Origin of the sequence: Ensifer sp. R-19 (genome assembly GCF_049905105.1) — a bacterium.
Lineage (GTDB): Bacteria > Pseudomonadota > Alphaproteobacteria > Rhizobiales > Rhizobiaceae > Ensifer.
The window spans coordinates 117260-141289 of sequence record NZ_CP184569.1 but is presented as its reverse complement, the minus strand read 5'-3'; the positions used below and the strand labels follow the sequence as shown (position 1 = coordinate 141289).

General features: G+C 62.6%; 20 protein-coding genes and 1 pseudogene. 8 read left to right on the top strand and 13 right to left on the bottom strand.

The window, feature by feature from the left end:
* Positions 1 to 2: 2 nt before the first annotated feature.
* Positions 3 to 608, top strand: a pseudogene (locus tag ACN9MO_RS00670) (enoyl-CoA hydratase/isomerase family protein); the annotation flags it as partial.
* Positions 609 to 665: 57 nt separating this feature from the next.
* On the top strand, positions 666 to 1340 hold the full coding sequence (locus ACN9MO_RS00665) for a type 1 glutamine amidotransferase domain-containing protein (RefSeq protein ID WP_057248091.1): 675 nt from the start codon (positions 666 to 668) through the stop codon (positions 1338 to 1340).
* Between the two features lie 83 nt (positions 1341 to 1423).
* Here ACN9MO_RS00665 and ACN9MO_RS00660 read toward each other — a convergent pair whose 3' ends face one another.
* Entirely contained in the window at positions 1424 to 1774 is a 351-nt protein-coding gene (locus tag ACN9MO_RS00660) for an EF-hand domain-containing protein (protein ID WP_057248090.1), read from the bottom strand.
* Between the two features lie 17 nt (positions 1775 to 1791).
* Positions 1792 to 2043: a glycine zipper 2TM domain-containing protein gene (locus tag ACN9MO_RS00655; protein ID WP_057248089.1), complete on the bottom strand. Its 252-nt coding sequence runs from the start codon at positions 2041 to 2043 to the stop codon at positions 1792 to 1794.
* A gap of 535 nt (positions 2044 to 2578) precedes the next feature.
* Here ACN9MO_RS00655 and ampC point away from each other — a divergent pair.
* Positions 2579 to 3742: a class C beta-lactamase gene (gene ampC, locus ACN9MO_RS00650; protein ID WP_200964154.1), complete on the top strand. Its 1164-nt coding sequence runs from the start codon at positions 2579 to 2581 to the stop codon at positions 3740 to 3742.
* Between the two features lie 194 nt (positions 3743 to 3936).
* The gene (locus ACN9MO_RS00645; RefSeq protein WP_082615711.1) at positions 3937 to 5214 is read left to right on the top strand and encodes an alpha/beta hydrolase; all 1278 of its coding nucleotides are present in this window, start codon (positions 3937 to 3939) and stop codon (positions 5212 to 5214) included.
* Between the two features lie 38 nt (positions 5215 to 5252).
* Here ACN9MO_RS00645 and ACN9MO_RS00640 read toward each other — a convergent pair whose 3' ends face one another.
* The 8 genes from ACN9MO_RS00640 to ACN9MO_RS00605 all read right to left on the bottom strand — a co-directional run bounded on the left by ACN9MO_RS00640 (position 5253) and on the right by ACN9MO_RS00605 (position 16079).
* The gene (locus tag ACN9MO_RS00640; protein WP_057248087.1) at positions 5253 to 5945 is read right to left on the bottom strand and encodes a response regulator; all 693 of its coding nucleotides are present in this window, start codon (positions 5943 to 5945) and stop codon (positions 5253 to 5255) included.
* Entirely contained in the window at positions 5942 to 8638 is a 2697-nt protein-coding gene (locus ACN9MO_RS00635; protein ID WP_113132079.1) for a sensor histidine kinase, read from the bottom strand. Before ACN9MO_RS00635 ends, ACN9MO_RS00640 begins: the two co-directional genes overlap by 4 nt.
* A gap of 22 nt (positions 8639 to 8660) precedes the next feature.
* On the bottom strand, positions 8661 to 9230 hold the full coding sequence (kdpC, locus tag ACN9MO_RS00630) for a potassium-transporting ATPase subunit KdpC (RefSeq protein ID WP_058329061.1): 570 nt from the start codon (positions 9228 to 9230) through the stop codon (positions 8661 to 8663).
* 2 nt (positions 9231 to 9232) lie between these two features.
* Positions 9233 to 11350 (bottom strand): potassium-transporting ATPase subunit B, encoded by a 2118-nt coding sequence (kdpB, locus tag ACN9MO_RS00625; RefSeq protein WP_113132078.1) that lies wholly within the window; start codon positions 11348 to 11350, stop codon positions 9233 to 9235.
* A gap of 13 nt (positions 11351 to 11363) precedes the next feature.
* Positions 11364 to 13073, bottom strand: a complete 1710-nt coding sequence (gene kdpA / locus ACN9MO_RS00620) for a potassium-transporting ATPase subunit KdpA (protein ID WP_113132077.1) — start codon at positions 13071 to 13073, stop codon at positions 11364 to 11366.
* Positions 13074 to 13094: 21 nt separating this feature from the next.
* Positions 13095 to 13181, bottom strand: coding sequence for a K(+)-transporting ATPase subunit F (gene kdpF, locus ACN9MO_RS00615; protein WP_057248082.1), 87 nt, complete (start codon positions 13179 to 13181; stop codon positions 13095 to 13097).
* Positions 13182 to 13507: 326 nt separating this feature from the next.
* On the bottom strand, positions 13508 to 14668 hold the full coding sequence (locus tag ACN9MO_RS00610; protein ID WP_112994437.1) for an AI-2E family transporter: 1161 nt from the start codon (positions 14666 to 14668) through the stop codon (positions 13508 to 13510).
* Between the two features lie 187 nt (positions 14669 to 14855).
* Entirely contained in the window at positions 14856 to 16079 is a 1224-nt protein-coding gene (locus ACN9MO_RS00605; protein WP_425986155.1) for an MFS transporter, read from the bottom strand.
* A gap of 338 nt (positions 16080 to 16417) precedes the next feature.
* On the opposite strand from ACN9MO_RS00605, the gene ACN9MO_RS00600 reads away from it, so the two are divergent.
* The 4 genes from ACN9MO_RS00600 to ACN9MO_RS00585 all read left to right on the top strand — a co-directional run bounded on the left by ACN9MO_RS00600 (position 16418) and on the right by ACN9MO_RS00585 (position 20957).
* A complete protein-coding gene (locus tag ACN9MO_RS00600; protein ID WP_113132075.1) occupies positions 16418 to 18118 on the top strand; it encodes a long-chain fatty acid--CoA ligase in 1701 nt (566 codons plus the stop codon).
* 140 nt (positions 18119 to 18258) lie between these two features.
* A complete protein-coding gene (gene pgi, locus ACN9MO_RS00595) occupies positions 18259 to 19884 on the top strand; it encodes a glucose-6-phosphate isomerase (RefSeq protein ID WP_113132074.1) in 1626 nt (541 codons plus the stop codon).
* A gap of 299 nt (positions 19885 to 20183) precedes the next feature.
* A complete protein-coding gene (locus ACN9MO_RS00590; RefSeq protein ID WP_057248077.1) occupies positions 20184 to 20738 on the top strand; it encodes a DUF2975 domain-containing protein in 555 nt (184 codons plus the stop codon).
* 3 nt (positions 20739 to 20741) lie between these two features.
* A complete protein-coding gene (locus ACN9MO_RS00585; protein ID WP_057248076.1) occupies positions 20742 to 20957 on the top strand; it encodes a helix-turn-helix domain-containing protein in 216 nt (71 codons plus the stop codon).
* Between the two features lie 15 nt (positions 20958 to 20972).
* Here the strand turns inward: ACN9MO_RS00585 and ACN9MO_RS00580 are convergent, their stop codons facing one another.
* From ACN9MO_RS00580 to pyrC, 3 genes are all read right to left on the bottom strand, one after another.
* Positions 20973 to 21899, bottom strand: coding sequence for a carbohydrate kinase family protein (locus tag ACN9MO_RS00580; protein ID WP_113132073.1), 927 nt, complete (start codon positions 21897 to 21899; stop codon positions 20973 to 20975).
* An 89-nt stretch (positions 21900 to 21988) separates the two neighbouring features.
* On the bottom strand, positions 21989 to 22681 hold the full coding sequence (locus ACN9MO_RS00575) for an orotate phosphoribosyltransferase (protein WP_113132072.1): 693 nt from the start codon (positions 22679 to 22681) through the stop codon (positions 21989 to 21991).
* Positions 22682 to 22806: 125 nt separating this feature from the next.
* Entirely contained in the window at positions 22807 to 23844 is a 1038-nt protein-coding gene (pyrC, locus tag ACN9MO_RS00570; protein ID WP_113132071.1) for a dihydroorotase, read from the bottom strand.
* Positions 23845 to 24030: the final 186 nt, after the last annotated feature.

Sequence of the window (24030 nt, the reverse complement as noted above, 5' to 3'; positions counted from 1 at the left end):
CTTCCACCGGCGTGCCTCCCGGGCCGACGGGCATGCATCCCGTGCCCGATTTCATGACGCGCCTCAGCCGTCTGAAGGCCGTGACGATCGTTTCCATTCGCGGGCGGGCAAGCGGCATCGGCAGCGAACTGGCGCTTGCGGCCGACATGCGTTTCGCCAGCCGCGAGAAAGCGGTACTATCGCAGTTCGAAGTCGGTGCAGGCTTCGTCCCGGGCGGCGGGCCGATGGCCTACCTGCCTCGCCTCGTCGGCCGCGGCCGAGCGATCGAAATTCTGATCGGTGCGGATGATTTCAACGGTGAACTGGCCGAACGCTATGGCTACGTGAACAGAGCACTACCGGACGCGGAACTGGATGCCTTTGTCGATGCCCTGGCGAAACGCATCGCCTCGTTCGATCAATATGCCAATGTCGAGACCAAGAAGCTGATCGACAGAGCCAGCCTGCCACCGCAGGCGGAAATGCAACCCGGGTGGGATGCGTTCATCACTTCGGTCCAGCGCCCAGCGGCGCAATCCCGCGTCAAGGCGTTCGTCGAGCAGGGACTGCAGCAACCCGGCGACGTTGAAAGGAGCCTCGGCCACTACACCGCGAAGTACCGCGAGTAGCCGGTGCCATGCCAATCGGCGGCTCAACGGGAGCCGCCGCGTCAAAGGGAGCGAAAGATGAAGATACTGATGGTTCTGACCTCACATGACCAGCTTGGCAATACCGGCAAACCGACCGGATTCTGGCTCGAGGAATTCGCTGCGCCCTATTACGTTTTCCGGGATGCAGGCGTCGACATTACCCTGGCCTCGCCCAAGGGTGGGCAGCCGCCGATCGACCCGAAAAGCGACGATCCGGGCAACCAGACCGAAGCGATGGCCCGCTTCAAGGACGATCCCGCCGCGCAACGGGTCCTCGCCAACACCCACCGGCTTGCCGACGTCAAGGCCGATGATTTCGACGCGGTGTTCTATCCGGGCGGTCACGGACCGATGTGGGACCTCGCCAACGACGTGAACTCGATCGCGCTGATCGAGAGCTTCTACAATGCCGGCAAGCCGGTCGCTGCCGTCTGCCATGGGCCGGGGGTGCTCCGCAAGGTAACCTATCAGGGTGAGCCTATCGTCAAGGGAAAGCGCGTCACCGGCTTCACCAACTCGGAGGAGGAAGCCGTGCAACTGACGGATGTCGTCCCCTTCCTCGTCGAAGACGAATTGAAGCGTCTCGGCGGTCGCTTCGAGAAGGCAGCCGATTGGGCGGATTTCACGGTCGTCGATGGCCGTCTCGTCACCGGACAGAATCCGGCGTCCTCGACCTCCGGCGCCAAGGAATTGCTGAAGCTTCTGCGGTGAATGCGAGGTGGCGGCCGGCATTTCAGCCGGCCGCTACATTCACAACGGGACATCAAACCCAGACCAACCTGCCGTTTCAGCCGTCACTTCAGGTTGCCGTCGCCACTGCGATCCGCAGTCTTGAAGTCGGCCATCACCCTGTCCAGAAACTCCTTCTGGGTGACCTTGCCGTCGCTGTTGGCGTCGGTGGCAGCAAACTGCTGAGCGTTCAGCGCCTGCTTCGTCTCGTCGGGGCTGAGACTTCCGTCCTTGTTCTTGTCGAGGTTGGCAAAGGCGGCCGTCATGAAGCTCTCGTATTCGGAACGTTCGACCGCGCCGTCCTTGTTGCTGTCGAGCGCACTCATCTGGCCCTGGTTCATCGTTGCAGCCTGCTGCGCGACAGCGAGACCAGCCGGGTAGAACACAAGGACGCTGAAAAGAACGAGCTTTCTCATCCATCAACCTTCCGCGATCAATAGTAGCGGCACGTCAGCGCATTGCCGGCTGCAGCGCCAAGTGTCGCACCACCGCCAACCGCCCAGAGCTGACCAGTACCAGAGCCGATCGTCGAGCCGATCAGGCCGCCGACGATTGCGCCACCCACCGTTCCGGCAATGCAGCCGAATTCGTTGCCCGTCGGGCCGCTCTTCGACACGTAGGCAGATTGGCACCCGGACAAGGCTAGGGCGCCGGCAAGAATGATAGTTACGGTCTGTTTGCTCATTTTATCCTCCAATATGGCCGTCTGTTTGGAATAGAGATCGGGCGGAGGCGCCATTGAGTGGCGTCGGATGTAAATAAGCTTCCGAGTATGCTCCCAGGATAAGGGAGGCTCTTCTGTTTTTTCTGAAGCAGCTCACCAATAAAACACATAGTCCGGAGACAAGGGCCCCAAACTTGACGGGCGAATACTACCCTTTGCCGCCGGCAATGACAATGTTCCGCGTAGTATTAGCTTTCCCGCCGCAATAACCCACAGCCTTGGCCAGGGACGTGCGCCGACGGACGAAAAATCCCCTCGCCCTAGATTTATTTGGGTCTCCCGCGAGATATCATCGTTTGTGGCCTAGCGGCGAGCGGGCTAGGTCTGGCTTGCCCGGCACGGGCCTCTTGCTTTCACCTCGCGTATCCACCGCACGGACGAAACGCACATTCAGCGGAACCGACCCGATTATCCGCTGCTGTTTCGGGCAGATGCCCGATCCGGCCAAACCATGGGCATCCCCGCCTTGCAAGAAAGAGCAGACCGAATGGATAGAATGACGACAATCAAATTAGGGCTTACTACTGCAATCCTCTTTTCACTCACCGCGACCGTCTTTGCCGCGGACGGCGAGCAGGCCCGAATTGCCGCCACCGTGGACAAGGCAATCCGACCGATCATGGGCGAATACAAGGTGCCGGGCATGGCGATCGCGGTCACCGTTGACGGCCAGCACTACTTCGTCAACTACGGCGTCGCCTCCAAGGAAACGAAGGCGCCCGTCACCGAAAACACACTGTTCGAGCTGGGCTCGATCAGCAAGACCTTTGCCGGCACGCTCGCATCCTATGCGCAGGTGCTCGGCAAGCTGTCCTTCGACGACCATCCCGGCAAATACATGCCAGATCTCAGCGGCAGCGCGATCGACAAGGCGACCCTGCTCAATCTCGCCACCTATACCGCCGGCGGCCTGCCGTTGCAGTTCCCCGACGAGGTCAAGAGCAACGCTGACATGCTGACTTACTTCAGCAACTGGAAACCGGGCGCCGAACCAGGCAAGGAGCGTCGCTACTCCAACCCGAGCATCGGCCTCTTCGGCCATGCCGCGGGCCTGGCGATGGGCAGCAATTTCGCCACGGCGCTCGAGACCGAGTTGTTTCCGAAGCTCGGCCTCAAGCACAGCTATGTCACCGTGCCCAGAAGCGCGATGGGCAGCTACGCCTGGGGCTACGGCAAGGCAGACAAGCCGATCCGGGTCAACCCGGGCATGTTCGACGCCGAGGCCTACGGCGTGAAATCCTCCGCGGCAGACATGATCCGCTTCGTCGAAGCCAATATCCAGCCGGAGCAGTTCGACGGCCCCGTTCGCAAGGCCCTAGAGGGAACGCATATCGGCTACTTCGATACCGGCAAGATGATCCAGAGCCTCGGCTGGGAGCAGTATCCCTACCCGGTTTCGCTGGAGCGGCTGCTCGACGGCAACTCCGGGACGATGGCCATGGAAGCCAATCCGGCTACGGCATTGAACCCTCCGAAGCGGCCCGATGGCGCGACGCTTTACAACAAGACCGGATCCACCAGCGGCTTCGGCGGCTATGTCGCCTTCGTTCCGGAAAAGAAGATCGGTGTCGTCATGCTGGCGAACCGGAACTTCCCGAATCCGGAGCGCATCAAGGCAGTGCATGCAATTCTGAAGACGCTGGCAACTGCGGCGGAATAGGCGGCCAAGCGTCCATCAAAGGCACCCTCCCCGTGTTGCGGCAGCCCGCAGCACGGGAGAACCTGCGCTCATCAACAACCCAACGGCGAAACCGCAATCCCCAGCCGCTTGCATATTAGCGCCGAGTGTTGTCATCTTCGTTTCGCGAAAGCGCGATCAGATGCGGCCAAGTTCAGGCGTATATGGGGATGCCGATGTTCGAGCGGGTGGGGTTTCAGGGTTCGCTGCAGCACGGATGTGCAAGAGGAGGGCGGACAACCTTCGTCCTGGCGGCTTTGGCATTGCTTGCCGGATGCGGTGGTCATGCCAAGGGCGTGATGGCACCTGTCGCGGTCACCGCTCCCACCCCCGGTACATCGACCGTAGACATGCTTGTCGCAACCACGCGCCAACCGTCCGGCGATCCGGCGACGCTGTTTTCCGGCGAGCGAGACGCCAATACCTTCCTCACCGACGTCGCGGTCTCGATCCCGCCGGACACGGTGCGGAAATCTGGCACCGTGCAATGGCCGCGCAAGCTGCCCCCGGATCCCGCCAAGGAATTCGCCGTCACGCGTGTGCGTGAGCTCCAGACACTCGATGAAGCCAAGTCCTGGTTTCTACAACACGACGTCGGCGGCCACGCCTTCGTCTTCGTCCACGGCTTCAACAACCGCTACGAGGATTCCGTCTACCGCCTTGCCCAGATCGTCCACGACTCGGAGGTCCAGGCAACGCCAGTCCTGTTTACCTGGCCGTCCCGTGCCAATGTGTTCGACTACAATTACGACAAGGAAAGCACGAACTATTCGCGCACGGCACTCGAAGACATTCTGAAAAAGCTCTCGGACGCGCCGAAGGTGAAGGACATCACCATCCTCGCCCATTCGATGGGGACCTGGCTGACGATGGAATCGCTCCGGCAGATGGCCATCCGCGACGGCAACGTGCCGTCGAAGATCGAGAACGTCATTCTCGCCTCGCCGGATATCGATCTCGACGTCTTTGCCAAGCAATTCGTCGAGATGGGCAAGAAGCGGCCGAAGTTCACGATCTTCGTTTCGCAGGACGATCGTGCGCTGGCACTTTCGAGTTTCATTTCCGGTGACGTATCTCGCCTTGGCGCGATCGACCCATCGGCGGAGCCCTACCGTACCCAGCTGGAAAGGGCCGGCATCACCGCCATCGACCTGACCAAGGTCAAGACGGAGGACGGCCTGCATCACGGCAAGTTCGCAGAAAGCCCGCAGATCGTTCAGCTCATCGGCACGCGGCTTGCCACGGGGCAGACGCTCACCGACTCCGACATCTCGGTCGGAACCGGCATTGCCGCGGTTGTTGCCGGCACGGCGAGAAATGTCGGCAATGTCGCTGCGGTCACCGTCTCGGCGCCGGTATCGATCCTCGAAAATCCGCAGCCGACGAAGAAGAAGAGGGTGGTCGTCGGAGATACGCTGTCAAGCGACACGCCGCAGCCCGTGAAGATCAAGTGACGGATCAGCGGCTGCCGCTCTTTGACGGCAGCCCGCCATCAACCGTCATCGCCGACGAAGCGGTAGCCGACGCCCGGCTCCGTGCGGATGATCTTCGGGTCGGCCGGGTCACGCTCGATCTTGCCGCGCAACTGACCGATGAACACCCTGAGGTAGTGTAAGTCCTCGCCATGCGCGACGCCCCAGACCGAGGTCAGCAGCGTCTTGTGGGTGACGACACGGCCGGCATGGTGCGCCAGCATGACCAAGAGGTCATATTCCTTCGGCGTCAGCCGCACCGGCTCGCCATCCTTCGTCACCACGCGCTTGATGGTGTCGATCGATACGCCATCGGCAGAAAGCTGCGTCTGGCCGCCCTCCATCTGGATGCGGTGACGCAGTGCCGTGCGGATGCGGGCGGTCAGCTCGCCGATGCCGAAGGGTTTTTCAATGTAATCGTCGGCGCCAAGGTCGAGCGCGGCGATCTTTTCGCTTTCGCGGTCGCGGGCTGACAGGATGATGATCGGCACCTGGGACCAGCCACGCAGGTTTGCGATGACCTCCTTGCCGTCCATATCGGGCAGGCCAAGATCGAGGATGACGAGGTCCGGCGCCGTCGTTGCGGCCGCCTTCAATGCCTCGGCACCGGTCATGGCCTCCAGCACGTCATAGCCGGCAGCGCTCAATGCGGGCTTCAGGAAACGCTGGATCTGCGGTTCGTCGTCGACAACGAGGATACGCTCCACGCTCATGCACGGTCCTTTTCGGAGATTTCGGCCTTGGCGGCAGGAAAGCGCATGGAAATGCGCGTGCCGCGGCGGCGAAGCGCCGGGCTTTCCGCCTTGATCTGCCCGCCCATGGCCTCGACGAAGCCCTTGGCGATCGACAGCCCAAGGCCCGTCCCTGGCGTACGGCCATCCGCCTTGCCGCGGCGGAAGAATTTCTCGAAGACCTGCTCGAGATCCTTCGGCGCAATGCCCCTGCCGAGGTCGGTCACCGACAGCACGATCTCGTTGCCGTCCGAGCGGGCATAGATGCTGATCGGCTCGTCGCCGCCATATTTGTTGGCGTTGTCGAGCAGGTTGAAGAGCACCTGCCCGAGCAGCACGCTGTCACCGCGCATCAAGGGCAGATCCGGCGCGATGCTGGTTTCGATCTCGCGCTCGGGGAAGTATTTGCGGGCACGATCGACCGAGGCGCGCACAGCATCAGCGACATCGACCCAATCGCGCTTGGCATTAACTGTGCCCGCCTCGATGCGGGTCATGTCGAGCAGGTTCGCAACGAAGCGCGTCAGGCGCGCTCCCTCCTCCTCGATCGACTTCAACAAATCGTCGCGACTCTCCGGTGGCATGCGGTCGCCGAGTTGCCGCAGGCTTGTGACGGCGCCGGTGATGGTGGCAAGCGGCGTCCGGAGGTCATGGGAGATCGACGACAGGAGGGCCGCACGAAAGCGTTCGCCTTCAAGTTTCGCTGCGTGATCGAGGCTTTCGCGCGACAGACGCGCCCGGTCGACAGCGATCGCGGTCTGGTCGAGGATTGCCGCCAGCGCGCGCTCCTCGTTGATTTCAAGCGGCTTGTCCGCCTGAACGAAGCCGCAGACGCCGACGACGCCGTGTGGGCTCGTCAGCGGACGGAAGTGAAACGGGCTGTTCGGTAGCGTTCCCGTGCCATTTCCGGCCGGCTCCTTCTTGTCCATTGCCCAGCGCGCCGCCATCACGTCGGTGACGTCGAGCTCGGTGTCCGGTGGCCAGGCGGCCTTCAACTGCAGGTCCCCCTCCTCCGGCAAAAGCAGCGCCGAACTGCGCCTGAGTGTGGTCTGCATCTGCGTCACCGCCGCCCAAAGCACGTCGTCGGCCTTGGCGGTGCCGGAAAGCTTGCGGGAGAAATCGTAGAGCGCCTGGGTCGCTGCGGCGCGCCGGCGGGCGGTCTTCGCCTGTTCGCGCACCCGCGATGCGAGGCTGCCGGCAAGGGCAGCGGCGACCAGGAAGATGAAGAGCGCGAAGACCTCGTGCGGCTCGGCAATGGTGAACGTGCCGACCGGCTCGATGAAGAAGAAGTTATAGGCCAGAACCGAAAACAAAGCCGCCGCGATCGCCGAGATGTGGCCGGCATAGGTCGCCGAGGCCAAGACGGCGAGCAGATAGAGAAGCGAGATGTTGGGCAGGATAATGAAGCGCTCGATCAGCAGGCCGATCGCCGTGGCCACGCCCACCGAGCCGGCGGCAATGCCAACGGCGCGCCCGGTGCCGGGCGGCAGCGTCTTTTTCGCGGTGGACCGCCGCTTGGCAGGCACCGTCTCGCGATCGGTGACAAGGTGGATGCCGACCCCGGACACGCGCTCGGCCAGGGCGTCGGGAAGAGATTGACGCAGAAAGCGCATCGGAAAGGACTGGCGGCGCGCACCGATGACGATCTGCGTCGCATGTTCGCGACGCGCAAGCTTCAAGATCTCCTCGACGAAGTCGTTGCCGATGATGCGGCGCGTCTCGGCGCCAAGCTGTTCGGCAAGACGAAAGGTCTCGTCGAGCCGGCGCACATCCTCACCATCGCCGCTCTCACGGTCGGCGCGCTCAATGAAGACGACAATCCAGGGAGCGTTCAATCCCTCTGCCAGCCGGCTTGCGGTGCGGACCACCTTCTCGGAAAGCGCATCGGACCCGATGCAGACGAGCAGGCGCTCGCCGCTCGCCCAAACGCCTTCGATCGCATTCTGCTTGAGGTAGTCGACCATCTGGTCGTCGACCCGGTCGGCCGTGCGCCTGAGCGCCAGTTCGCGCAGTGCCGTCAAGTTGCCGAGGCGAAAGAAGCGATCGACAGCACGCTTGGCGCTGTCGGGCAGGTATACCTTGCCCTCCTTCAGCCGCTCGATCAGTTCGGCCGGCGGGAGATCGACGAGCAGCACCTCGTCGGCCCGCTTCAGTACCGTATCCGGCACCCGCTCGCGCACAGGCACGCCAGCGATCTGCGCAACGACATCGGAAAGACTTTCCAGGTGCTGGATGTTGAGCGCTGTCCAGACATCGATGCCGGCGGCGATCAGTTCCTCGATGTCCTGATAGCGCTTCGGATGCCGGCTTTCAGCCGGGTTGCTGTGAGCGAGCTCGTCAACGACGATGATCTTGGGACGTCGGGCAAGGGCCGCATCCAGGTCGAACTCGGACAGCACGCGGCCGCGATGGGGCACATCGCGGCGTGGCAAGATTTCTAGTCCCTCGACCAGCGCGGCGGTCTCGCTGCGCCCATGGGTTTCGACAAGCCCGATGACGATATCGACGCCGTCTTCCTTCAGACGACGGGCCCGGCTCAGCATCGCATAGGTCTTGCCGACGCCTGGGGCTGCGCCGAGGAAAACGGTCAGTTTTCCTCGGCGGTCCTGCGCGGCAAGGGCCAGCAGTGCGTCTGGATCCGGGCGACTTTTGGCGTCGCGTTCACTGTCGGGCATTCATCGTCTCAGGCGTGAGGTATCAGGTTCGGGGCGCATCAAGGGCCAGATTGAGTTCTAGCACATTGACGCGCGGCTCGCCTACGACCCCGAGCAGACGACCTTCCGTCGCCCTGTCGACCAGAGCTGTGACATCCGCCTCGCTGAGACCGCGCGCCTTGGCAATGCGGGCCACCTGCGCCTGGGCAAAAGCCGGCGTGATATGCGGATCGAGGCCGGAGCCTGACGTCGTCACCGCATCAGCAGGAATTTCGCCCGTAAAGCCGGCGGTCTTCAGTCGCTCGACGTCGGCGGCGACGCGATCCTTCAGCTTGACCGAGGTCGTGCCAAGGTTGGAGCCACTCGAGGCCCCGGCATTGTAGGCTTCCGGTCCGGTCGCCGATGGGCGCGGCCAGAAGTATTTGTCGGAGGTGAAGTTCTGGCCGATCAGCTCGGAACCGATCAGGGCACCGTCCTTCTCGATGAGGCTGCCGTTTGCCTGTGCCGGCATCAGCACCTGCGACATGCCGGTGATGGCGAAGGGATAGGCAAGCCCGGTGATGAGCGTCAGGAGCAATGTCATCACAATGGCAGGGCGAAGTTGGTTCAGCATGGTTACACCAGATTGAGTGCGTTGACGGCGAGATCGACGAGCTTGATGCCTGCGAAGGGCAGAAGGATGCCGCCGAGACCGTAGACGAGGAGGTTGCGACGCAAGAGCGCTGCGGCACCGACTGGCCGATACTTGACACCCTTCAGCGCTAGCGGGATCAGCGCGACGATGATCAGCGCGTTGAAGATGACCGCCGAGAGTATCGCCGATTGCGGCGAGCCGAGGTTCATGACGTTGAGTGCGGCGAGCGCCGGATAGGTGGTGATGAACAGCGCCGGGATGATGGCGAAGTACTTCGCCACGTCGTTGGCGATCGAAAAGGTCGTCAGCGAACCGCGGGTCATCAGGAGCTGCTTGCCGATTTCGACGATTTCGATGAGCTTGGTCGGGCTGGAATCGAGATCCACCATGTTGGCGGCCTCGCGAGCGGCCTGCGTGCCGGTCTGCATGGCAACGCCGACATCGGCCTGGGCAAGCGCCGGCGCGTCGTTGGTGCCGTCACCGCACATCGCGATGAGGCGGCCGCCGTGCTGTTCCTTGCGGATATAGGCAAGCTTGTCCTCTGGCGTTGCTTCGGCCAGGAAGTCGTCGACGCCTGCTTCGGATGCGATCGCTGCAGCGGTCACCGGGTTGTCGCCGGTCACCATGACGGTGCGGATGCCCATGGCGCGCAACGCTGCGAAGCGCTCCTTGATGCCCGGCTTGACGACGTCCTTCAAGTGGATGACGCCGAGCAGGCGCGGGCCGTCGGCGACGGCGAGCGGCGTGCCGCCGGTGCGCGCCACCTGGTCGACGGCGCGGCGGAATTCGTTCGGCACGTTTTCATCGCGGATGCCGGTGAACTTCAGGATCGAGTCGACGGCGCCCTTGCGTAGCCGGCGGCCGCCAAAGTCGACGCCCGAGAGCCTTGTCTCTGCAGCAAACGGAATGACGGCGTCGATCCTTGTCGCGCCAGCCGGGCTTGTGCCACCGCCAACGGCAAGCGCGACGACTTCACCCTTTCCGGACGCGGGAAGCGAAACGGCAGGCGCCTGGCGGCCGAATTCACCCGTCGCAAGCGCTGCAATCGAACGCCCCTCGGGCGTTTCGTCCGCAAGGCTCGCAAGCAGCGCTGCGTCGGCAAGCTCTGCCTCGGTGACGCCCGGCACCGGCATGAAGTCGGCGGCCATGCGGTTGCCGAAGGTGATCGTACCTGTCTTGTCGAGCAGCAGCGTGTCGACGTCGCCGGCGGCCTCGACCGCGCGGCCGGAGGTGGCAATCACGTTGAAGCGGACCAGGCGGTCCATGCCGGCGATACCGATGGCCGAGAGCAGGCCACCGATGGTGGTCGGGATCAGAGTGACGAGCAGCGCAGAAAGCACGGTGACCGACAGCAGAGTGCCGGAATAGCCGGCGAGCCCCCAGAGTGTGACGACGGCCACGAGGAAGATCAGCGTCAGGCCCGAGAGCAGGATCGACAGCGCGATCTCGTTCGGGGTCTTCTGGCGCTGGGCACCCTCGATCAGCGCGATCATGCGGTCGACGAAGGTATTGCCGGGCGCAACGCCGATGCGGACCTTGATCCAATCGGAAAGCACCTGCGTGCCGCCGGTGACGGCCGAACGGTCGCCGCCGGATTCACGAATGACAGGAGCCGATTCACCGGTAATCGCGCTTTCGTTGACGGAAGCGACACCCTCGACGACGTCGCCGTCACCGGGGATCAGTTCCCCAGCTTCGACCAGAACGACGTCGCCGACCTTCAGCGAAGTCGCCGGGATCGTCTGGGTTTCGCGACCCTCGGCCGATACGAGCTTGCGTGCCGTCAGTTCGGATTTGGTGCGACGCAGACTGTCGGCCTGAGCCTTGCCGCGGCCTTCGGCGACAGCCTCGGCAAAGGTGGCGAAGAGCACGGTGAACCACAGCCAGGCGGCGATCTGCCCGGAGAAGAGCGGGCTGCCGGTGCCGGTCATAAGATCGCGGACAAAGAGGCCAGTGACCACGGCCGCAACCACTTCGGTGACGAAGATCACCGGGTTGCGCACGAGTTGGCGCGGATCGAGCTTGACGAAGGCCGCCTTGATAGCCGGCAGGAGGATTGCCGGATCCAGAAGACTTGGAGCAACTGGTTTGGAAGACATGTGTCGAATTCCTTTAGAAGGTCTGGCCGGCAAGCATCGAGAAATGCTCGACGATGGGACCGAGAGCGAGCGCCGGGAAGAACTGCAGCCCGCCGAGAATGAGGATGATGCCAACGAGCAGGCCGACGAAGAGCGGCGTGTCGGTCGGGAAGGTGCCCTTGGAGGCCGGTACACGGGTCTTGACCGCGATCGAGCCGGCGATCGCCATGACGGGCACCGCATAGGCAAAGCGACCGAGCAGCATGGCGAGACCAAGCGTGGTGTTGTACCAGGGCGTATTGCCGGTAAGGCCACCAAAGGCCGAGCCGTTGTTGCCGGCAGCCGAAGTGAAGGCATAGAGGATTTCCGACAGGCCGTGCGGGCCTGCGGTACCGATGCTTGCGACGGCAAAAGGCAGCATGGCGGAGACGGCGGCAAAGCCGAGGATCGTCACCGGCAGGATGAGGACCGCGAACATCGCGTATTTCATCTCGCGAGATTCGATCTTCTTGCCGAGCAGTTCCGGCGTGCGGCCAACCATCAGGCCGGCGACGAAGACGGCGAGGATGGCAAAGACGACCATGCCGTAGAGACCGGACCCAACGCCACCAGGCAGAACTTCGCCGAGCTGCATCAGGAACATCGGTACAAGACCGCCGATACCGGTGAGCGAGCCGTGCATCCCGTTGACGCCGCCATCCGACAGGCCGGTGGTGACCGCGGCATAGAGCGCCGTCATCGCCTGGCCGAAACGGACTTCCTTGCCTTCCATGTTGCCCTGGGCAGCATCGAGACCGAGTGTCGTCAGGATCGGGTTGCCCTGCGCTTCCGCCCAGTAGACCACCGCGACGCCCGATATCAAAAGGATGCCGGTAACGGCGATGAAGGCCCAGCCCTGACGACGGTTACCGACCATCTGGCCGAAGGTGTAGACGAGGGCGGCCGAGATCGACAGCATCGCGAAGATGTTGAGGTAATTGGAGAGGGCCGTCGGGTTTTCGAACGGGTGGGCGGCGTTGACGTTGAAGAAGCCGCCACCATTGGTGCCGAGCTGCTTGATCGCCTCCTGGCTCGCGACCGGGCCGAGCGAGATCGTCTGCTTGGCGCCTTCGAGCGTCGTTGCGGTGAGGTCCGCGTGGAAGGTCTGCGGCAGGCCGGTCCAGACCATGGCAAGCGCCATGACGACGGCGATCGGCAACAGCACGTAGAGGGTCGAACGGGTGAGATCGACCCAGAAATTGCCGACGGTTGAGGCTTTCGAGCGGGCAAAGGCGCGGGTCACGGCGAGCGCCATGGCGATGCCGGTCGCCGCCGACACGAAGTTATGCACCGTCAGCCCCGCCATCTGGCTGAAATGGCTGAGCGTGGTTTCGCCGCCGTAGTTCTGCCAGTTGGTGTTGGTGACGAAGCTGACCGCCGTGTTGAAGGCGAGATCGGATGGCATGCCGGCAAAACCCTGCGGGTTCATCGGCAGGTAAGCCTGCAGCCGCAGAATCGCATAGAGAGAAACGAAGCCTGCAAGGCTGAAGGCGAGCATCGACATCGCGTAGGCGAGCCAGCCCTGCTCCTTGTTCGGATCGACGCCGGCGGCGAGATAAAGACCGCGCTCGACAGGACCGAGGACAGGTGAAAAGACGTTGCGTTCACCGGAGAAGACCCGCGCCATGTAAAGCCCCAGCGGCTTGATGACGATCAGGACGGCGATGAAGAGGAGGCTGATCTGCAGCCACCCGATGATAGACATGAGATTTCTCCGCGAAGGGCGTCAGAATCGTTCGGGGCGAACGAGGGTGACGACGAGATAGGCCGCAAGGGCGACGGCGACTGCGAGACCAATCAGGGCTTCGAACATGACGCCCTCCTCAAAGACGGCTCAGCGCGCGCGCATAAAGCGCAAACACGACAAAGCCGCCGATGCCGGCGGCAAGGAAAAGAACATCGGACATGCAAAAATACTCCGGACTATTGAAGTCCGGATCTTGCGTCCGCTCAGGGTCAATTATCGATTGCGATGGTTGGGAGGGGGTATAAGGAAAAGATAAAGACGCCCGCCGACGACATTCCGAGAGAGGCGGAAAGCGCAGATACGAGGCATCGGATCATCTCGCGTTTCCAATGAAACAGGGAGACGGTTTCACCGGCCGCGCCCAGGCAACCGGCGGCTCAGCCATGGGTGGCTCAGCCCTTGATGATGTGGTTGACGGTCGTGTCGGTGGGGGCGGTGACTTCACGCATCCACTCGCGCCAGATGGCAACCAGCAGCGCCATCAGCACCGGGCCAACAAAGAGGCCGAGGAAACCCATGGTCTTCACGCCGCCGACGAGACCGAAGAAGGTCGGCAGGAAGGGAAGCTTGATCGGCCCGCCGACGAGGCGCGGACGCAGCGTCTTGTCGACGATGAAGAGCTCGGTCGTGCCCCAGGCAAACAGCGCGATGCCGTGAACCGGCGAACCGCTGGCGACGAGATAGACCGAGACCAGCGAGAAGCACAGCGGCGCGCCGCCGGGGATCAGCGCCATCAGGCCGGTGATGATGCCGAGGGTGACCGGCGACGGAACGCCTGCCAGCCAGTAGGCAACGCCGAGCACGATGCCTTCGCCGATGGCGATGATGCCCATGCCCGTGACTGTGGAACTGATCGTCATCGGCACGACGCGCGACAAGCGCTCCCAGCGCATCGGGAAGATGCGTTCGCCGAGACGGTCGAGCTGGCCGGAGAAGGACTGGCCATCACGATAGACGAAGAACAGCGTGATCAGCATGAAGAGCAGCGTCAGGAAGGCGTGAAAGGTCGAAGCACCGACGACCAGAACGCCACGGTAGATGTTGCCGATGTTGGAACCGCTGACCAACTGGACCAGTTCCCCGAGCGCACCCGGATGACCGACATGCTTGACCCATTGTTCGCCAAGCCAAACGCCGGCAATCGGAATGCTGGTCAGCCAGGCGGGAACCACGGCACCGTTGGCATTGGTCTCGACGGCCCAGACGACCCAGTCGCGCACTTCGTCCACCGCATAGACGGCAGCAAGAGAAATCGGCACGACGATGAAGGAGATGACGCAGACGATGGCGATGGTGGCCGCAAGCGTGCGGTTGCCGTTCACGGCGGCAAGCAGCCGGCGATAGATCGGCCAGCTGGCAAAGCCGATGACGACGGCGGCCAGAACCGGGACGAGGAAACCGTGGAAAAAGTAAACGCCGGCAAGAAGAACGAAGACCAGCATCCAGCGGGCAGCCGTCATCGGTCCAACGAGGGCATGGCGCGAAATCGCGGTGTGCCCGAGAAGCCGTGGCTCCACGGCGAAGTTTTCTCGTTCGCGATTGCCCAATTGCACCAATGATCCTCCGTCTTTCGACGAGCTTACAACAATCCAGAGGCCTTGCCAGCCTTTGCAGCGCCAAGCGCGGCCCTTTGCCCCTGCTTTACGGTAGTTTGAGGGCGATAACTGACGCTAGCGGCGGGACATGACAGAAAAATTTAGGAGGGTTCAAGATCCCCAGGCTTTCTTTCGGCCTGATCGGTCATTCCGCCGCAGGCTTGGCACGCATGCCGGCCGGTTGAGCGCGATCGACAAAGACGGATGCGAGGAAGATGCCGAAGCCGGCAACGCCGAGAACGGCGCCGACGAGGCCTGTGGAGGTCCAGCCATAGCCTGCGGCGATCGAGGCACCGCCGAGCCAGGCGCCAAGCGCGTTGGCGAGATTGAAGGCGGAATGGCTAAGGGCGGCGGCAAGCGTCTGTGCCTCGCCGGCGACATCCATCAGCCGCGTCTGCACGCCCGGCACGACGGCGAAACCGCCGCCAATGAAGAGCACGTTGACGATCGCGATCCACGGATTGCCCATAGTGAAATAGAAGAGCACATAGGCGAAGATGTTGAAGACGATGGCGATGCCGATTGCCGGCAGCAGCGCCCAATCGGCAAGCCGCGCGCCGACGATGTTGCCGAGGATCATGCCGGCGCCGAAGACCGAGAGCATGACCGGCACGTTGGCAAGCGACACGCCTGCGACGTCGGTGAGTGCCGGCGTGATGTAGCTGAAGACGGCAAACATGCCGCCGCAGCCGATGGCGCAGATGCCGAGCATCAGCCAGACCTGCAGCTTGCCAAGCGCGCCGAGCTCGCGAAGCGGCGTTGCCTTCGGATTGCCTTTGTCGCGTGGCACGTGGACGAAGGTCAGCGCCACGGTCAAAAGGCTGATGCCGCCGACGATGGCGAAAGCGGACCGCCAGCCGAGCGCCTGGCCGAACCACGCGACGAGCGGCGTGCCGAAGAGGGTGGCGACCGTCAGCCCCATCATCACCCGGCCGACTGCGCGCGCCCGCTGGTTCGGTGCCGCGAGGCCGGCGGCCACCAAGGCGGCCACACCGAAATACGCACCATGTGGCAGGCCGGCGAAGAAGCGCGCGGCGATCAGCGTGTAGAAATCCGGTGCGATCGCGCTCGCAAAATTGCCGACGGCGAAAATCAGCATCAGCGCGAGCAGCACGCGGAAGCGGGAAAAGCGGGCAGCAAGCACCGCGATCAGCGGCGCGCCGACGACGACGCCGAGAGCATAGGCGCTGATCACTGCCCCTGCACGCGGCACCGAAACGGCGACGTCCTCAGCGACTTGCGGCAAGAGACCCATGATCGCGAATTCGCCGGTGCCGATCCCGAAGCCGCCGACAGCGAGCGCTACTTCGGCAGCAGAAACACGGGCACGGCGCGGTTCGACGGCGGAAGAATAAGCTTCGTCACACATGAGCATTGGCCTGCGTCGTCCGGCCCGAGCGGACCGGAGAAGAATCTGGGGGATATGTCGGCGGACGTTGGATCGGACCAACAGGGATATGCTGCAATGCAATACAGTGTTTTGCCCTGGCAGGCAAAGGTTTTGCGGCTCTCGTCATACTTTTCGAGGGCGCAATCCGCGCCCGTTAACCGTAAGCTCAGTTGACGTTTACGTCAAAGTTATATAATCCCGAATCTCAGCTTGAAGAGGTGTCTCAAAAGCATCATCTTCATCGGCATGAGAAGGTCAGGAGGGATTTTCTCAGGCCGCGAGCAGGCCAGCCTGTGGCGACCAGAGGGAGAGAGGTCATGTCGGAAGTCAGCGCACAACAAACGGGTACCAGCCCAGGCAAGATCTGGCTGAAATCCTATCCACCCGGCATAGCCGCCGAAATCGGCCCCCTGCCCTATAAATCGATCGGCGAATTTTTCGACCACGCCGTCGCCCGCTATTCGACCCGCCCAGCCTTCACCTGCATGGGCAAGACGCTGAGTTTTGCGGACCTCAATGCCGAATCCGCCAAGATCGGTGCCTGGCTGCAATCCCTCGGCCTCGCCAAGGGCGACCGTGTCGCCGTGATGATGCCGAACATCCTGCAGAACCCCGTCATCGTCTACGGCATTCTTAGAGCCGGCTTTACCGTCGTAAACGTCAACCCGCTCTATACGCCGCGCGAGTTGCAGCACCAGCTCGTCGATTCCGGCGCCAAGGCAATCTTCGTTCTGGAAAACTTCGCGCATACGGTGCAGCAGGTGGCCGACAAGACCTCGGTCAAGCACGTCGTCGTCGCAACGATGGGCGACATGCTGGGCCTCAAGGGCGCGATCGTCAATCTCGTGGTCCGTCGCGTCAAGAAGCTGGTTCCCGCCTGGTCGATCCCCGGTCACCTCTCCTTCAAAAACGTGCTCGCCAAGGGCGGCCGAGCCAAGTTGACGAAGCCGAACGTTGTTCCCAGCGACGTCGCCTTCCTGCAGTATACTGGCGGCACCACGGGTGTTTCGAAGGGCGCAACACTCACCCATTCGAACCTGCTCTCCAACATGGCGCAGATGGAGATCTGGTTCCATACGGCGTTCCGTTCGCGGCCGCGGCCGGACAATCTCGTCTTCATGTGCGCGCTGCCGCTCTACCACATCTTCGCGCTGACGGTGAATTCGCTGATGGGCCTTGCCACCGGCGGCAACAACATCCTGATCCCGAACCCGCGCGACATTCCGGGCTTCGTCAAGGAACTCGGCAAGCACAAGACCAATATCTTCCCGGGTCTCAACACGCTGTTCAACGCACTGATGAACAATGCGGAGTTCCAGAAGCTCGATTTCTCGTCGCTGATGCTGACCTTCGGTGGCGGCATGGCGATCCAGCGCCCGGTCGCCGAACGCTGGAAGCAGATGACCGGTTGCTCGATTGCCGAAGGCTATGGCCTGTCGGAGACTTCGCCGGTGGCAACAGCCAACATTCTCGACGCGACCGAGTTCACCGGCACGATCGGCATGCCGATTCCTTCGACCGACGTCGAGATCCGCGACGACCTGGGCAACACGCTGCCGATCGGCGAAGTCGGCGAGATCTGCATTCGCGGCCCGCAGGTGATGGCCGGTTACTGGCAGCGGCCGGATGAAACAACCAAGGCGATCTCGCCGGACGGTTTCTTCCGCTCGGGCGATATCGGCTTCATGAACGCGGACGGCCTGGTCAAGATCGTCGACCGCAAGAAGGACATGATCCTGGTTTCCGGCTTCAACGTCTTCCCGAACGAGATCGAGGAAGTGGCGATGACCCATCCGGGCATTCTCGAATGCGCGGCGATCGGCGTTCCGGACGAGCATTCCGGTGAGGCCGTCAAGCTCTTCGTGGTCAAGAAGGATCCGGCGCTGACGGAGGACGACGTGAAGCGCCACTGCGCCGCCAACCTCACCAACTACAAGCGCCCGCGTTACGTCGAATTCCGCACCGAGCTGCCGAAAACCAATGTCGGCAAGATCCTGCGTAAAGACCTGCGTGGCTGAATTAGTCCAAAATTCAAACGATTTAATAAATCCTGAAAACCGCCACTTCGGCGGTTTTGCGGGCTTGATTTGAACGGCTTAAAGCGAATAGCTACGCAGGCGATTGTCCGACACCCCTGTCCGACACAAGGAGCCCTGCGATGAAAGCGCTTGTCGACCAACTCAAAGCAACCGCCTCTGAGACCAACGCAACCGATATCCGCGCTGCCTTCGCCAGCGACGCCGAACGCTTCCAGCGCTTCAGCACCACGCTCGGCGACCTGCTGCTCGACTATTCGAAATGCGCCGTCAACGACAGGGTGCTTGACGGCCTCGAAGCGCTCGCCAAGGCGGCCAAGGTCGAGGAGAAGCGGGACGCCATGTTCCGCGGCGACATCATCAACATCACCGAGGAGCGTGCCGTTCTGCACACGGCGCTGCGCAATCGCGGCAACCGACCGATCCTTATCGACGGCAAGGACGTGATGCCCGACGTCAACGGCGTGCTCGACGCCATGGGCGCCTTTGCCGACGGCATCCGCTCGGGCGCGCTGAAAGGCGCGACGGGCAAGAAGATCACCGATGTCATCAACATCGGCATCGGCGGCTCCGACCTTGGCCCGGTCATGGCGACGCTGGCTCTCGCGCCCTTCCATGACGGCCCGCGCCTTCACTTTGTCTCCAACATCGACGGCGCCCACATCGCCGACACGCTGAAGCTCGTCGATCCGGAAACCTCGCTCTTTATCGTCGCCTCGAAGACCTTCACGACGATCGAGACGATGACCAATGCCGCGACGGCCCGCGCCTTCATCGCCGACAAGCTCGGAGAGGCCGCCGTCGGCCATCACTTCGCTGCCGTCTCGACGGCGCTCGACAAGGTCGCCGCCTTCGGCATCGACCAGGCCCGCGTCTTCGGCTTCTGGGATTGGGTCGGCGGCCGCTACTCGATCTGGTCGGCGATCGGCTTGCCGCTGATGATCGCCATCGGCAAGGAGAATTTCGGGCGCTTCCTCGATGGCGGCCATGCCATCGACGAACATTTCCGCACTGCCCCGATCCGCAAGAACATTCCCGTCCTGCTCGGCCTTCTCGGCTTCTATAACCGCAACGTGCTCGGCTACCCGTCGCGCGCGATCCTGCCCTATGACCAGCGTCTGTCGCGCTTCCCTGCCTATCTGCAACAGCTCGACATGGAATCGAACGGCAAGGCGGTAACGCTCGACAGCACCCCTGTGGAGTATTCAACCGGCCCGGTCGTCTGGGGCGAACCCGGCACCAATGGCCAGCACGCCTTCTACCAGCTCATCCACCAGGGCACGGACATCATCCCGGCCGAGTTCATGATCGCGGCAAACGGCCATGAAAAGAACCTGCGCCACCAGCACGAACTGCTGATTGCCAATTGCCTGGCGCAATCCGAGGCGCTGATGAAGGGGCGTACCCTGGCTGAGGCCAAGGCGCAGCTCACCGCCAAGGGCATGGCCGACGTCAAGGCTGACAAGATCGCGCCGCACCGCGTCTTTGCCGGCAACCGCCCGTCGCTGACGATCGTTTACGACCAGCTCGACCCGTTCGCGCTCGGCCGTCTGATCGCGCTCTACGAGCACCGCGTCTTTGTCGAAGGCGCGCTCTTCAACATCAACTCCTTCGACCAGTGGGGCGTCGAACTCGGCAAGGAGCTGGCAACCGGCCTGCTTCCTGTTGTCGAAGGTAAGGAAAGCGCTGGCGGCCACGATTCTTCAACCGCAGGTCTGGTCGCAGCGTTGCTGAAGGCCGCTCGCTGAGGAGCATCCCCAAGCGGTTCCATCCTGAACCGCATCGCGTCAAACGATAAGGCCCGAAGCGCAGATCGCGCCTCGGGCCTTATCATATAGCGCAGGCCGGCAGCACCATGGCGCCCGCCGTTTTCAGCACCTGCATCAGATCGAGATTCTGATAGGACCGGAAGATAGTATTCAACAGCAGGAAAAGACAGGGATTTTTGAGAAATCGAAGAGGCATGGCACGACACCAAAATCACAATTGACGAGAATTACTTATTGTTTTACGATAAAAACACAAGCCAAACGATAAGGGAATTTTTATGACGGAAACCGCCGAGAGGCTGCGCAAGCTCAGTCGCTTCATGAAGCTCATGGTGGTGTTGAGCGGCGCACTGTTTTGCTCGGCAGTCGTCTATGCGCATTGGCAGATTTTCTTTGACAGGCAGGGCTTCGAGCAGGGCATTCGCGACGTCGTCTTTCCCCGCGTGGAGGTAATCACCCTTTCCTACCGCGCCATCGCCACCGTCATTTTCCTGACCGCGATCAACAATGCGCTCGTCATCGCCGGCCTCGCCTTCGCGTGGCAGCTGTTCGACGGCTTCCAGCGCGGCGAGATTCTCACCAGCCGCAATGGCGTGCTGTTGCGGCGCGTGGGGCTGACGGCGCTTGCGGGAGCACTATGCATGACGATCAGCAATGGCATCGGCATCCTGGCTGTCACCTACGACAACCCGGGCACCACGGGACATGCGGTGGTCTTCGATATCAGTGGCGGCGCTATCATCGTGCTGCTGATGGCGGGGCTCGTCGTCGGTCTCGGCCACGTCCTGGTCATCGCGTCGGGGGTCGAGGCGGAGAACAGGAGCTTCGTCTAGCGGATGCCGATCGTCGTCAATCTCGATGTGATGCTGGCGAAGCGCAAGGTCCGCTCACGCGATCTCGCCGAGCAGGTGGGGATCACCGAGCAGAACATCTCGCTATTGAAATCGGGAAAAGTGAAAGGCGTGCGCTTCGATACGCTGGAGAAGATCTGCGCCGTGCTGGAATGCCAGCCGGGCGATATCCTGGAATACCGCCCGGAACAGGAAGAGTAGGCCAGAGAAAATGACTCAGAGGCCGATTTCGTGCTTCCACGGCGGGTTCGCGCCGGCGCGCGAGACGGTGACCGCGGCGGCCTTGGCGGCGAGCGCCAGCGCGTTGCGAACGGCAGTTTCGCTGAGATCGGCGACATCGGCCTTGGTCAGGAGACCGCCGAGCTTGAGGGATGCCAGCACGCCGGCATCGAAGGTGTCGCCGGCGCCGACAGTGTCGACCACCGTGACCTTCTCGCCCGCAACTTCGACCTTGTGGCGCGCCGTGTAGCCGACGGCGCCATCGGCGCCCTTGGTGATCAGCACCAGCTTCGGTCCGCGCTTCAGCCATTCGGCGGCAAGGTCGTCGTGGCTGCCTTCCATGCCGAACCAGGCGAGATCTTCGTCGGAGAACTTGATGATATCCGACATCGCCGCCATGCGGTTCATGCGGGCGAGATGTGCCTCGCGGTCGCGGATGAAGCCGGGCCGGATGTTCGGATCGAAGGAGATGACCCGCTTCTCGTGCTCGCGCGTCATCAAGGCTTCATAGGTCGAGCCGCAGGGCTCGGGGATCAGGCTGATCGCACCGAAATGCAGCGCCTCGCAGAAATCGCCAAGCGCCGGCAGGTGCTCTGACGTGATCATCCGGCCTGCCGTGTTTTCATCAAAGAAGGCGTAGCTTGCATGGCCATTGACGAGCTTAACGAAGGCAAGCGTCGTGTGCAGCGAGAGCGTCGCGCAGGGGCCGAAATCAACATTCGCCGCCTTCAGCGTCTCGCGCAGGATATCACCGAACATGTCGTCGGAAAGGCCGGTGAAGAAGCCGGTCTGGATGCCAAGGCGCCCGAGCGCAATTGCCGTGTTGAAGATCGCTCCGCCGGCATAGGGCGCAAACGCGCTCTCGCCCGCGGTCGTGTCCCGCGGCAGCATGTCGATCAGCGCTTCTCCGCAACATACGATCATCGGCTCTTCCTCCTCGATGGACTTCAATCGATTTAAAAACGAAAACTCAGCAGTTGCGAGGCCCCGGCTGACCGGGGCCTCTTCAATCGTTAGGCCAGAGCGCTCACGCCGCCGTTGCGGCCGGACCAGGCGAGCGGCGCGTTGAGGAAGGCTTCGACTTCGCTCAGCGTCTTCTCGTCGAAGAGCGCCTGCTCGCGGGCAACCGCAAGGACGTTCCGCCAGGTGGCGATCCAGTGCAGATCGACACCTTTGCCCTTCATCTCGCCGACCGCTTCCGGGAAGATGTCGTAGTAGAAGAGCGCGATGCCGTGGTCGACGATGCCGCCGGCCGCACGAATGGCGTCGATGAACTTGAACATCGAACCGCCGGCGGTCGTCAGGTCCTCGATGACGAGGACTCGCGCCCCTTCCGGCATGTGGCCTTCGATCTGGGCGTTGCGGCCGTGGCCCTTGGGCGCCTTGCGGACATAGATCATCGGCAAGCCCAAGCGCTCGGCCAGCATGGCGGCAAAGGGAATGCCGGCCGTTTCGCCGCCGGCGACGACGTCGAACTTCTCGAAGCCGGCGTCGCGCAGGATGGTGGCTGCGGCGAAATCCATCACCGCCGAACGGATGCGCGGATAGGAAATCAGCTTGCGGCAGTCGATATAGACGGGGCTCGCCATGCCGGACGACAGCTTGTAGGGCTCATCGGCGCGGAAGTGTACGGCCTTGATTTCCCAGAGCATCTTGGCGACCAGCTCGGCCATCACGGCCTTGTCGGTGAACGCGTTGGAAAACATCAAACTCTCCTTCAAAACTCTACAGCGCCGCGCGTCTGTTCAGACGCGCAAAGGTCGCTGTAACATTTTTAACTGCTGCATAATTTTGTCCTTGGATCCATCCGATCCAAGGAATTATGCAGTGATCAGACGACGGCCCAGTGCAGCGGGAACATCGGATCGAAAACGGTGACCAGACCGGCGCCGGTCTCGATCTTCTTGGGATAGGTGACCGCTTCAGCCTGCTTGCGCAGCGTGATCGTTTCCTCGTTGACCGGCAGACCGTACCAGGTGGGGCCGTTCAGCGAGGCGAAGGCTTCGAGCTTGTCGAGTGCACCCTCCTCCTCGAACACATGCGCCAGGCAGCTCATGGTGTTGATCGAGGTGTAGATGCCGGCGCAGCCGCAGGCGCATTCCTTCAGCGGATCGACATGGGGGGCGGAGTCGGTGCCGAGGAAGAAGCGCTTGTCGCCGGAGACGGCGGCCGCGCGCAGCGCCAGACGGTGGTTCTCACGCTTGGCGACCGGCAGGCAGTAGTAGTGCGGCTTGATCCCGCCGACCAGGATCGCATTGCGGTTGATGATCAGGTGATGGGTGGTGATCGAGCCGGCAAGGTTTGCCTTCGACGCCTTGATGTAATCGATGCCGTCCTTGGTGGTGACGTGTTCCATCGTCACCTTCAGTTCCGGCAGCCGCTTGCGCAACGGATCGAGCACGGTCTCGATGAACACGGCTTCGCGGTCGAAGATGTCGACATCCGAGCTCGTGACCTCGCCATGGACGCAGAGCGGTAGGCCGACCTTCGCCATGCGCTCCAGCACCGGCATCGCTTCATCGATGTTGCGCACGCCGCTGTGCGAATTGGTCGTCGCGCCCGCCGGGTAAAGCTTGACCGCCTTGACGAGGCCGCTCCTGTGGCCGGCCTCGACGTCGTCAGGATTGGTGCCTGCGGTGAGATAGAGCGTCATCAGCGGCTCGAACCGGTAGCCCGCGGGAAGCGCGGCGAGGATGCGCTCGCGATAGGCGCTGGCGTCGGCGGTCGTCACGACCGGCGGCACCAGGTTGGGCATGATGATCGCGCGGGCGAAATGGCGGCTGGTATCGGCGATAACGCCTTTCAGCATGTCGCCGTCGCGCAGGTGAAGGTGCCAATCATCCGGCCGGCGGATAACGAGGTCTTGCATGGTCAGCGTTCTCCTAGCTCAGAACGGAATGCAGGCGGAAACCGCTTACACTCATCCCGCTCTGCTCGCGCCCGATCCGCGCGCGCGGCTTTGCAGCCGGCAGGTGCGGGTGGCGGGCGGTTACTCATGTGGTGGAACCGCGTCTCGATAACACCAATGCGCCAGGAAACACAATCCGCAATCCGA